The organism is Pseudomonas sp. GM78 (assembly GCF_000282475.1).
GTDB lineage: Bacteria > Pseudomonadota > Gammaproteobacteria > Pseudomonadales > Pseudomonadaceae > Aquipseudomonas.
The window spans coordinates 37094-49340 of the sequence record NZ_AKJF01000009.1 but is presented as its reverse complement, the minus strand read 5'-3'; the positions used below and the strand labels follow the sequence as shown (position 1 = coordinate 49340).

At 59.5% G+C, this 12247-nt stretch carries 8 protein-coding genes; 5 read left to right on the top strand and 3 right to left on the bottom strand.

Annotated elements, in window-relative coordinates:
- The first annotated feature begins 315 nt into the window (after positions 1-315).
- Positions 316-843 (top strand): BRO-N domain-containing protein, encoded by a 528-nt coding sequence (locus PMI35_RS30855; RefSeq protein ID WP_008054646.1) that lies wholly within the window; start codon positions 316-318, stop codon positions 841-843.
- Between the two features lie 51 nt (positions 844-894).
- Here PMI35_RS30855 and PMI35_RS30860 read toward each other — a convergent pair whose 3' ends face one another.
- Both PMI35_RS30860 and PMI35_RS30865 read right to left on the bottom strand, forming a co-directional pair.
- Positions 895-1200, bottom strand: coding sequence for a HigA family addiction module antitoxin (locus tag PMI35_RS30860; protein WP_007980826.1), 306 nt, complete (start codon positions 1198-1200; stop codon positions 895-897).
- An 8-nt stretch (positions 1201-1208) separates the two neighbouring features.
- Positions 1209-1487: a type II toxin-antitoxin system RelE/ParE family toxin gene (locus PMI35_RS30865; protein ID WP_008054645.1), complete on the bottom strand. Its 279-nt coding sequence runs from the start codon at positions 1485-1487 to the stop codon at positions 1209-1211.
- Positions 1488-2066: 579 nt separating this feature from the next.
- Here PMI35_RS30865 and PMI35_RS30870 point away from each other — a divergent pair.
- On the top strand, positions 2067-3560 hold the full coding sequence (locus PMI35_RS30870) for a YifB family Mg chelatase-like AAA ATPase (RefSeq protein WP_008054644.1): 1494 nt from the start codon (positions 2067-2069) through the stop codon (positions 3558-3560).
- A gap of 6 nt (positions 3561-3566) precedes the next feature.
- Here the strand turns inward: PMI35_RS30870 and PMI35_RS30875 are convergent, their stop codons facing one another.
- A complete protein-coding gene (locus PMI35_RS30875) occupies positions 3567-4778 on the bottom strand; it encodes an aldose 1-epimerase family protein (protein ID WP_008054643.1) in 1212 nt (403 codons plus the stop codon).
- 266 nt (positions 4779-5044) lie between these two features.
- On the opposite strand from PMI35_RS30875, the gene PMI35_RS30880 reads away from it, so the two are divergent.
- From PMI35_RS30880 to PMI35_RS30890, 3 genes are read left to right on the top strand one after another with little or no spacing between them, the layout of a single operon-like run.
- Entirely contained in the window at positions 5045-6463 is a 1419-nt protein-coding gene (locus tag PMI35_RS30880; RefSeq protein ID WP_008054642.1) for an SrfA family protein, read from the top strand.
- A 6-nt stretch (positions 6464-6469) separates the two neighbouring features.
- Positions 6470-9535 (top strand): virulence factor SrfB, encoded by a 3066-nt coding sequence (locus PMI35_RS30885; protein WP_008054641.1) that lies wholly within the window; start codon positions 6470-6472, stop codon positions 9533-9535.
- Positions 9532-12246: a putative virulence factor gene (locus PMI35_RS30890; protein ID WP_008054640.1), complete on the top strand. Its 2715-nt coding sequence runs from the start codon at positions 9532-9534 to the stop codon at positions 12244-12246. The genes PMI35_RS30885 and PMI35_RS30890 overlap by 4 nt, the downstream gene beginning before the upstream one ends.
- Position 12247: the final 1 nt, after the last annotated feature.

The window sequence follows — 12247 nt, the reverse complement described above, 5'->3', positions numbered from 1 at the left end:
CGAAGGCTGCGATTTTTTGATCCTAAGCCCCGCAACAATCCAGGCAACGTCCTACAAAATTCTCATCCGCCGTCCGATTGCGCCGCGATCCTCCGGTTCCTAAGCTCACCCTCAGCTGAATGTTTCAGCTCTGGGTTTGGCGACCTGGAAGCTTAAGGAGCATGACGACCATCGATGCAAGTCATGGCGGTTGTGCGTGGGAGACCTCCGGGTCTGCCGGGTTCCTTTTGCTCCGGTTCGCCAACCCGCGTACAACTGCCACCCAATTGTTTGGCGACAATTGCCGGCAGCCCTTAAGCAAAAGGAGCTGTATCAATGAATCGAGATGATGCTTACCTGATCCCCCACGTCTTCACCCGCCACAAACTCCACTTCCACGCCGTACTCCTGCAAAACCAACCCTGGTTCAGCGCCCGCGACCTCGGCCGCCTACTGCGCATTTACCTCAACGACCGCCAACTCCGAAAACTCGATCCCGACCAATACCAAACTACCAAAACCCTCATCTACGGCCGCATCGAAAACACCCTGCTGATCAGCGAATCCGGTGTTTACGCATTGTTGGTCTATCACTATTGCCCCGAATACCGAGGCCTGCGCGAATGGCTGACCCACGAAGTCGTCCCAGCTTTGAGAGATGCTCACCTGCCAACCTCAGCCGAACGCCCGATTCTGAGCCTGCTCAACTGGCCGGAAATGTCGCTAAGCTTGCTGCACTGGAACAACCAGCCGTGGATTCGGTTGCAGGATGTTCCGCAGATACTGCCTGATCAAGACACTCCAAGGTGCGCGATCAATGCGCCTTGGTGGAAAAGAGCCGCGAAGATGCTTCACGCATTTTGAATAAAAAACCCCACGCTTTTGGCGTGGGGCTCAATAAATCCCAGACTACAATCATGCGCAGTGCGCAAGCCGCTCGACCTGATCTCGAATCGCAGCCCCTCGTTCAATCTCGGCTTTACGCAAATCGTAAGTCGATTGAAGGTTCAGCCAAAATTCTGGGGTCGTGTCCAGACAAATCGATAGCCTTAGAGCCATATCAGCACTGACGCCCCGACGCTGGAGCACAATATCGTTCACCGTAGGTGTCGACACGTTCAATGCTCTGGCCAGAGCAGCAGCAGTCAGGCTCAAAGGCTCCAGGTATTCCTCTTTGAGGATCTCGCCAGGGTGTACCGGGCGCATACCATTCTTAGTCATTACTCACCTCAGTGATAATCGACGATTTCGACATTCTCCGGCCCGTTATAGCCCCAGACAAAGCAAATTCGCCATTGAGCGTTGATGCGGATGCTGTGCTGCCCTTTTCGATTTCCCTCCAACGCCTCCAGGCGATTGCCCGGCGGAGATCGAAGATCTTTCAGCGCCACAGCATCATCAAGCATCGTCAACTTTCGTTCCGCGACACTCAGAATGGCTGAAAACAAACGGGTCTTACCGTTGCAAAACAGATACTCGGTCTCAGAACACCTAAAGCTAACGATCATAATTTAAAGCTTAACGTTATGCATTAATCTTGAGTGTATAACCTGAAACCATAAATGCAAACGCGCTATGACGAAGCTTGGCCACCCTTTCAGAACTTTAGGAAAAGGACTACAAGCAGCCTTCAGAAAGCCTTTGAAATCCAGCTGATGCCTACAAAAACATACGGCAATTCTCATTGCGTCCGGACCGTGCTTGCCTCTTAAGCTAACTGACGAAAAAAAGCTCACACACAACTGGAGCTCGCTATGAAAAAAAGCCGTCGAGCAAAACTACTACACATCGTTCAACTTCATAACGAGGCACGCCGGTTAGCCGGGAACCTTTCAGCCAATCAACTCCGTTTTTTGGAGGTCGCTCTTGCTCGGGGCAAAGAGCTTGAGCCAAGTGGTTGGCTTGCAGGCGGAAGTGCCTATAAAGACCCTCCAAAATTAACCACCTGACTGGGCTTTTGACTAGGTATCAGCTCACTCGCAACATCCAGTGAAAGTTTGCCCCATCAGCTACCCCATCAAAGCCTCAGCCTACGTCTACTCTTGAAAAACCGCAGGAAGCGGCCTCCGTCACCTCAAGGAACGACCATGTCCCTATCCATCGTCCACAGCCGCGCCCAGGTTGGCGTGGATGCTCCCTCTGTCACCGTTGAAGTCCATCTGGCCAATGGTTTGCCATCGCTGACCATGGTCGGCCTGCCCGAGGCGGCGGTGAAGGAAAGCAAGGACCGGGTGCGCAGTGCGATCATCAATTCGGGGCTGCAGTTTCCGCCACGGCGCATCACGCTGAATCTGGCGCCGGCGGATTTGCCCAAGGATGGCGGGCGCTTCGATCTGGCGATTGCGCTGGGGATTCTCTCGGCCAGCGTGCAGGTGCCGACTCTGACGCTCGATGATGTGGAGTGCCTGGGAGAGCTGGCGCTGTCAGGTGCGGTCCGGGCCGTGCGTGGTGTATTGCCGGCGGCATTGGCGGCGCGCAAGGCCGGGCGTTCTTTGGTGGTGCCGCGGGCCAATGCCGAGGAAGCGTGCCTGGCGTCGGGCTTGAAAGTGATTGCGGTGGATCATTTGCTGGAGGCGGTCGCGCATTTCAATGGGCATACACCGATCGAGCCCTATGTCTCCAATGGTTTGCTCTACGCCAGCAAGCCCTATCCCGATTTGAATGAAGTGCAGGGTCAGCAGGCAGCCAAACGAGCGCTGTTGATTGCCGCGGCGGGCGCGCACAACCTTCTGCTCAGCGGGCCACCGGGGACCGGAAAAACGCTGTTGGCCAGTCGCCTGCCCGGGCTCCTGCCGCCGCTGTCGGAAAGCGAAGCGCTGGAGGTGGCGGCGATTCAATCGGTCACCAGTTGCGTACCGCTGAGCCATTGGCCGCATCGGCCGTTTCGCCAACCCCACCACTCTGCCTCAGGGCCCGCGCTGGTGGGCGGCGGCTCGAAACCGCAGCCGGGCGAGATCACCCTTGCGCACCATGGCGTGTTGTTTCTGGACGAGCTTCCAGAGTTTGAACGCAGGGTGCTTGAGGTATTAAGAGAGCCCCTGGAGTCCGGGCATATCGTTATTTCCCGGGCGAAGGATCGCGTACGGTTTCCAGCGCGGTTCCAGTTGGTGGCGGCGATGAATCCCTGCCCCTGTGGATATCTTGGCGAACCTACCGGGCGCTGCTCCTGCACACCTGACATGGTTCAGCGCTATCGCAACAAGCTGTCGGGCCCGCTGCTGGATCGGATCGACTTGCACCTGACCGTGGCACGGGAGGCCACGGCCCTGAATCCAGCCGTGAAACCGGGAGAGGACAGCGCCAGCGCTGCATTGATAGTGGCCGAGGCACGCGAATGCCAACAGAAACGTCAGGGCTGTGCCAATGCCTTTCTCGATCTGCCGGGGCTGCGTAAGCACTGCAAGTTATCCACAGTCGATGAAAACTGGCTGGAAACCGCTTGTGAGCGGCTGAACCTCTCCCTGCGTTCAGCGCACCGGTTGCTCAAGGTCGCGCGCACACTGGCGGACCTTGAACAAGCCGACGGAATCAGGCGCGAACATTTGGCCGAGGCGCTGCAATATCGACCGACAACGCTCTAGCCAGCGTCACCCCTTGGTCAGATCGACCAACGGCGTCTGCCGCACCTCAGTCTCCCGCCCACCTTGAATCTCGCTCACCTGCTTCAAGGCCTTATCCACAGCCGCCTTATCCGCCAACAAGCTGTAGCTGATGCGGAACTGCTTGCGTTCCTTCGGCCCGATTGTCGGTACCAGGTTCAGTGGCCGCTGATAACGGCGGTTGTAGGAAAAACTTGTTCCCGGCTCCAGCCCCGTGACATAGCCCTGGCCTTGGGTATCGGTGTTTTTCCACAGGGAGAAAACGGGCAGTGTCTGAGTGTTGAAGCCGACCGAAACCCCCAGGCTGCCGGCCTTGTTGTGCAACACGGTCAACGTATCGCCCTTGGCATCGGCATACGGCACCACGTTGTAAACCGTCTCGTCGTAGTCCTTGGTCGGTGCGCGGTAGGTTTGCCAGTCCGACAGATCGCCTTTGGCTTTGTCGTTGAACGGTGAGACCTGTTTCACCGGTGCGGCGAAGCGGGCGCCCTGTTCCAGGAACGGCGTGCTGAAGTTGCTGTGATACAGCGCCTGGTATTCCTTCGGATAGTCACCGTTGTTGGTCAGGGTGTCGTTGAGCGCGAACGTTACGCTGCCGGGTTCGGTGACCAGTTCTGTCGCCACGGAGAAGTCGACTTTCTTGAACGCCTGCTCTTTCAGTTCGCCGCGCAAGGTGATGGCGTACGGTGGTTTTTCATCGATGTGCAGGGTGACTTTGTTCGCAGGAATGTTGGCGGCTCGACCGTGCAGGGTCAGCAGTTCGCCGTTGTCGACGCCGGGGTGGCCGACCCATTCGTAGCCGCAGCGGGTGACCAGCTCATTGAAACCTTCCAGCCAGCCCAGACCACCGCGGCCATTGAGTTCGATGAAGGACGGATTGACCACTTCCTTGACTGGCGAATCCCAGCCCATGCGCACACTACCGACCGACGCCTGCAGCACGTTCATCCCGCGAGTCGGCACCACCGAGAGCTTCATCGTGCCGTTATCGATGTCGACGATGCTGACGCCCTCTTGCCGCCCGCCGTGCAAGGTACGAAGTGTCACGGAGAAGGGTTGGTCGGTTTTCACACCGAGTTGCTGGCTGGTGATCTGCCAGTTTTGCGCGGCTTTGTCGCTGTCGAGCAGGACGTAATCCCAAGCCATGGCGTGGGAGGCGGACAGCGCGCCAAGGACAACGAGGAGTTTGAGCGGGGACATGGGGAAAGCCTTTCTTGGAGTTGTGCATTTTTTATAGCGCTGATGAAACGATTCAGCAAGCTTAAAAAGTGCACCCCCTAGCCTTCCAGAGCCAATTAATATTGACCTTATGCAACCTCCGCACGCTTACGTTAGTCTCATGAGGTTTAAACCTCCTGCAGCTTGACGGCGACACCATTATGGCATCATGGTCACTTGCCAAATGCAGGAGCAGGTACAGGCACATTTGTCTGTCATTTTTGCGCAACGGATCGTATGGAGTTTGAATGCGCGGGGCACTATTACGCAGCGGTAAGAGCGGGTCATTCACTGCCCTCGGCGAAACAGGTCAACCGGTCTACCGGGCAGCCCTGCAATTGCGCGAAGCCATTCGCCGCAAGAATCCCGATTTGGTAGATCATCTGGCCATCCCTCAAAGCGATGAGCTCGGTAACCAGATCGATTGGTACAGCGCCCTCGACGGCGATGTGATTCCGTGGAGCAGCGCGACCGAAGAAGAACGCGCCCCTGCCCGCCGCCAGCTTGAAGCGCTGAAGACCGCGCTCGAAGAATTGAGCCAGCGTTTCCTGGGTACTGACTCCGCCGAACAGCAGCAAGGCGACAAAGCCGTGTTCGGCAAGCTACTCAAGCGCGTGATTCATTTCCCGGACGAAAACTTCGTTTATCTGGTGCAAGGCAAGCCGGTGCTGACCTTCTGGGGTTTCGAGCATGCCGGTACTGGCAATAGCGATCCCCTGCACTGCCTCTATCAGGTCCCGCCCGCGTTCACGCTGCCACCCGTGGCCGAAGCGCCTGTTGTTGCGCCTGTCGTGCCGGTGGTTGCCCGTCCGTGGTGGCGTCGTTGGTGGTGGCTGTTGCTGCTGCCGCTCCTGCTGCTGCTTTTGTGGCTGTTGCTCGGCCTGCGAGGGTGCGTCCCGATCCCGTTGGTGGCGGTAGATTTTCTGCCCAAGGGCGTTGTACCGGTGGAAAAACAACTGGAAGAGCCGCCTCTGACCGGCAATGTCACGACGCTGAATGGCGTCCCGGTGACAGGCACCGTTATAGGCTCAACCACTGGAACCGGCACCGCCGTGACCGGAACGCAGGGTGTGGAAACGCCGGCCGTCGAGGGTAACGAGGCTGACATGGCACCCGCCGACTTGAGCAAAGACCCGGCCATAGACCCCGCAGCTGAAAACAAAACTGCGCCACCCGAAAACAAAACTGAGTCACCTGAAGACAAGACCGCGCCACCCGAAAACAAAACCGCGCCGCCGGATGTCACATCGCCCGAAGCAGAAAAATCCGCCGCCGCAAAATCCGGCCCGCCCCTGAGCATCCCGCCAGACGCCGCCGACGGTGCCGCCAAATTTCTCGATGGCCAGTACAGCGCAGGCGCCGGGATACAGGACAGCCGAACCGGCAAACCGCTGCGCCTGGAATACCAGCTCAAGGACGGTAAGGGCCAAGTCACCGTCCACCAGGCCAACGGATCGAAATGCAGTGGGCCGGTGAGCGCTACTATGAAGGGTGGCAGCCTGGCCATCGACAGCCAGGGCCAGGCCGTTTGCGCCGATGGCAGCACTTACGAGATGCCCAAGGTCAACTGCCGCCCAGGGGCGACCACGATCGCGGACTGCACCGGCGGTTACGGAAAAGAACAATTCCCCATGTCCATGCGGCAAGTGGCCGAAAAAACGGAATAACCCGACATGTTGCCTGAAGTCACTCAATTCGAAGACACCGTCACGCTGGTCAGCGACACCGGCATCCAGTTCATGGATTTCGCCCTGCGCCTGGATCCCCGCAAGGAACCGGCGGGCGAGTTCGCACCGATGATCAGTGGGCTGATCTGCCGCCTGGCGTACAACGAAGAGAAAGACTTCTTTTTCTACGAACCTGAACCGGAAAAGGTCGAAAAAGCCAAACCTGCGTTCAGCGTCGACATGAAAAGCAGCCTCGATTTGCTCGACGGTATCTGGCTGCCGATCCCGTTTTTCCGCTTCATGCCGCCGCATCGCTTCGACGAAGGTCCGAGCAACTGGTCGCGCATGCGCTTGGTGAAACTGGAGACTCCCGACATCGACGGCAACACCCACCGCCTGACGATGGCGTTCGACAGCCGTGTGATGCCCAAGCGTGACGGCACTGCCTATCTGGCGCCCAACGAAGAAGACATCAGCTCCGGCGTGTCTTTCAAACTGGCGACCAAAGCGAGCGAAACCCGCTGGTTTCTGGCGCAGCCGTGGGTCAACGAGTGGTTGCTGGAAGTGTTCAATGAGGGCAATGCCCACCGTTCGCGCGCAGAGCTGGACATCGATATCCGCGCCAACCACCACCTGGCGCACTACCTCAACTTGCTCAGCCTGTTGAGCAAACCGTCAGCCGCCCAACAGTCGAAGGTCCAGGCGAAAGTTGAAATCCCCGAGCTGAAAGTGGTTGCCAACGACAGCAATGGCCTGGTCAAACCGATACCGGTGGACCTGGTGCTGGACGTCGGCAACTCGCGCACCTGCGGCATCCTGATCGAAAACCACGGTCAGGCCGGTTCCGGACTGAAGCAGAACTACGTGCTGGAACTGCGCGACCTGATCACCCCCGAACACACCTACAACCTGCCGTTCGAAAGCCGCGTGGAATTCGCCCAAGCGTATTTCGGCAAGGACCACTGTTCGGTCAAGAGTGGTCGTCACGATGCGTTCCAATGGGCGACGATTGCCCGTGTCGGCAATGAGGCCGGTCGCCTGGCCAGTCGTCGTCGCGGCACCGAAGGCTCCACTGGCCTGTCCAGCCCGAAACGCTATCTGTGGGACGAAAACGCCTATGGCCACGGCTGGCGCTTCAACTGCTCGTACATCAAGACCGACAATGAACCGTTTGCCACCGCCGCGCCGTTCTCGCACCTGATCAACGAAACCGGCGAGGCGCTTTACAGCCTCGAAGAAGACGATCGCCTGCCGGTGTTCATGCCGCGTTACTCACGCAGCTCGCTGATGACCTTCATGCTCGCCGAAGTACTGGCCCAGGCGCTGTCGCAAATCAACAGCCCGGCCCAGCGCTCGCGCCAGGGTCACACCCGCGTGCCGCGCCAGCTCAACAGTATTACCCTGACCGTGCCGCCGGGCATGCCGCAGGCCGAGCGCAGCATCCTCAACGAACGCATGCTGCAGGCCATCGGCCTGGTGTGGAAAAGCCTCGGCTGGCATGCCGGTGAGGAAGATCCACATCTGGACCAGGCCGTCAGCCCGCGCACGCCGATCCCGAGTATCCGTGTGGAATGGGACGAAGCGTCCTGCGGCCAGCTGGTTTACCTGTACACCGAGGTCAATGAGAACTTCGCCGGTCACCCGGAAGAGTTTTTTGACACCATCGCCCGACCGGACAAGGCCGACCGCCAACGCATCACCCTCGCGACCATCGACATCGGCGGTGGCACCACGGACCTTGTGATCACCGACTATCGTCTCGACCGCGCGGGCAATACCGGCAGCGGCAGCAACGTGCACATCGTGCCCGAACAGCGTTTTCGCGATGGCTTCAAAGTGGCCGGCGACGACATCCTGCTGGACGTGATTCAGGACTTCATCCTGCCGAGTTTCGAAAAAGCCTTGCAGAACGCCGGCGTGAAGGCCCCGAACTCACTGATGTCGCGGCTGTGTGGCGATGAATCGGTCAGTGCCCAGGACATGATCCTGCGTCAGCAATTGAACCTCCAGGTGTTCGCCCCGCTGGGCCTGGCGCTGCTCAAGGCGTACGAGCATTACGATCCGCAGGTCCCGCAAGAAGTCATCCCGCAAAGCTACCGCCAATTGCTCGGTGACAACGCGATCAGCCAGACCGTGCTCGACTACGTCAATGCCGCCGTGCGTCGCGATGTCGGCGCCCAGAGCGGTTTCGACCTGTATGCCGCGCCGATCAGCTTCGACCTGCAAAAGCTCCACGCCGCGTTCCTCAACGACCAGATCAACATCACCAAGATCCTCGGGGCGCTGTGTGAAGTGGTCGCGCATTACCCGTGTGATGTCCTGCTGCTGACAGGCCGCCCTTCGCGCCTGCCCGGCATCCAGGCGTTCATTCGCAAGGTGCTGCCGCTGCCACCGGGGCGCATTCTGGCGCTGCAAAACTACCGCACCGGCGGCTGGTATCCGTTTCACAAGAACGGCCGGATCGACGACCCGAAAAGCACCGCCTCGGTCGGTGCCATGCTCTGCCTGTTGTGCGCCAACCACAGCGTGCCGAACTTCTACTTCCGGGCATCGGCGCTCAAGCCGTATTCGACGGTCAAGAACATCGGCGTCATCGATCTGAACAACGTGATCAAGGACGCCGACGTGCTGTACCGCGATATCCAGTCCGAAGACTACAAAATCAAGCTACCGGTAATTGGCGATGGCGACGCCGCCGACACGCCACAGCTGGAAATGCGCGGCGATCTGCGCCTCGGTTTCCGCCAGTTGGCCGCTGAACGCTGGGCCGCTTCGCCGTTGTATACCTTGCGGTTCACCAAGGCGGGTCGGGAGAAGTTCTCCCGCGCGATCGGTGAAAACGGCAGCGCGCCGCTGCTCAAGGTACGGTTCGAGGTCAAACCGGCGGACAAATACACCCGCAAGCAGGATCTGGTCAGCGACCGCCTCTCGGTTCGCGACATCGAATCCAACAGTAACAACGTCAACTTCAACCCGCGCAGCGACCTCGAGCTGGAACTCAACACCATGCTCGACGCCGGCCTGAGCGAGACCAAGTACTGGCTCGACAGTGGAAGTGTGAAACGCAAATGAACGACCTGACCCCTGATCAAACTCAGCTCTCTGCCAGTTGGGCCGCTGTTTATGAAGGCGCCGGTCAGGCGCTGGACTGGATTGGCCAGACACGCGGCAATGCACCGCGCCTGGACAGCGAAGCCGACAACCTGAACATCCGCCTGCACCGCGCCCGCAACCTGGCCCAAAGCCTCGGTCGCGTGGCCTGCACGCCGATGACCATTGGCTTTTTCGGCTTGTCCCAGGCCGGCAAGTCCTACCTGATTTCGGCCCTCGCCGCCGGTCAGAACGGCAAGCTGGAAACCGAGTTCGGCGACCAGCGCCTGGACTTCATCAAACACATCAACCCGGTGGGTGGTGGCAAGGAAGCCACCGGCCTGGTAACGCGTTTCAGCCGTCGGGCGACGGTCAGTCAGGACAATGACTTCCCTGTAGAACTCACGCTGTTCAAGGAAATCGAGCTGGCGAAGATTCTCGCCAACGCCTGGTTCAAGGATTTCGACCTTGAACGGATTTCCTACGAGATCGATGAAGAGCGCATCCAACGCGTGCTCAAACCGTTCGAAGGCCGCGAAACCGGGCCGCTGCAAACGGGCGTCAACGCCGACGATCTGGTGTCGCTGTGGGATTACCTGCGCGACAACTTCCGCAACTCGGTGAAGAAGCTCGAGCACCTGTACTGGCCCAAAGCGTTGCAACTGGCGCCACGCCTGAATTTCCAGGAAAGGGCCGAGCTGTTTTCGATTCTCTGGGGTGAGCAACGCGAGTTGACGCGCGTGTACCAGCAACTGGCCGGTGCGCTGCACAAGCTGGGTCTGCCCGAGACCGTATTCGCACCTCTGAAGGCCTTGGTGAGTTTCGACAACGACACCTACAGCCAGCGCGACAGCATCATGAACGTCGACATCCTCGAACGCTTCGGCAGCCCGCAGGACTTGCCGATCGATGTTCGACCACTGGTTGGCGATCGCCTGCAAAACAGTCAGGCCATTGCGGTCGCGCAACTGGCGGCACTGACCGCCGAAATGACCTTCCGCCTGATCGAAGCGCCAGTAGATGACATCGTCAATCAGGTCGACCTGCTGGACTTCCCCGGTTATCGCGGGCGCCAGAAACTGCACGAGATCGCCGATTCCAGCGACCCCGAGTCTACCGCCAAGGACAACTCCGTTTCCCAGCTGATCCTGCGCGGCAAGGTCGCCTACCTGTTCGAACGCTACACCGACAATCAGGAAATGAACGCGCTGGTGGTGTGCACAGGCTCGACCAAACAGAGCGACGTCAACGACGTGGGCCCGGTACTGACCCGCTGGATCGAAAAAACCCAGGGCGCCGACTCGGCCGCCCGCAGCAAGCGCGACACCGGCCTGATCTGGGCGCTGACCATGCTCGACCTGCGCATCACCAACTCCCTGAGCCTGACGCCTGATCAGTACGACGAGAGCTGGAACGGCATGATCAAGCTGACCATGCTGGAGCGTTTCGGCAGCCTGAGCTGGATGAACGACTGGGCCGGCACACCGTTCCAGAACACCTACCTGGTGCGCAAACCGCGTATGGACGCGGCGTTCATCGGGCAAGACGCGACCGGTGCGGAAACCGGCCTCAATGCCCTCTATCAGGAACGTGTCAGCGCGCTGGGCACCAGCTTCGCCAGCAACGCTCTGGTGTGCAAACACATCAAGAGCCCGGCCAACGCCTGGACAGAAATGCTGCGCAACGATGACGGTGGCATCAGCCACTTCAGCGGCAGTTTCAAAGGCGTGGCCAATATCGAATTCAAATTGCAGCGCATCCGCGAGCAATTGAGCGAATGCCTCGAAGGCCTGACCACTCACGGCCTGAGCAGCTGGTACCACGCTGACGACGACAGCGCCGCAGCCGCCAAGAAAGCCAAGGCGCAAATGATTCTGACGGGCCTGGGCCGTCGCCCGGCCGTACTTGGCGAATTGATCGATCAACTCGACATGCCGAGCGAAGAGGTGCGCGACCTGTACCTCAGCGGCGTGTACGAAACCGATGACGAGCCGGCCGTGACCGACGAACCGGTCGCGCCGACGCCGAGCCAGAGCCTGTACGGCAACGACGCCGGTTTCGACTTCGATTTCGGTGACGACCTGAGCCCCACCAGCACGCCGGCGAGCAACAAAACCGGCACCCCGGCGCCCGAGCTGCAAAGCAATGAGCATCGCTTTGCCAAAGCGGCCTTCAAGGCCTGGATCGCGCACCTGCGGGAACTGACCACCCGGCAAAGCCTGCTCAACCTGCTGGGGCTGGAAAAGGCCTTGCTGGAAGCGGTGGTCGATGAACTGATCACCGCCGGCTATCGCCAGGACCTGCCGGGGCAATTGAGCCGCGCCGTCCTCAAGCGCGCACAAAGTGGCGCGCGGCGCGATCAACTGGTCGAGCGCCAGGTACTGGAAGTGCAACGTGTGCTGCGCGATTTCGTGTCCTGGTTCGGCTACCTCCAGAAGCCGGTGAACGAGCGCCCGAACAGCCGCACCGGAGCCAAGGCGCCCTTGTTTTCGTTCTACACCGACATTAGCCCGGGACAAGTGCCCGAACTGCCGGCGCAACCGTCGAACCAGGCGCAACGGTACCTGGGCGACTGGCTCTCGGGCCTGGCCTACATCACCCAGGACAATGCCGGCCATGGTGCCGGACGTGAAATCACCCCTGAACAGAACGAACGGCTGGGCCAAGTGCTCACAGCCTTCGCAGCGAGATAAG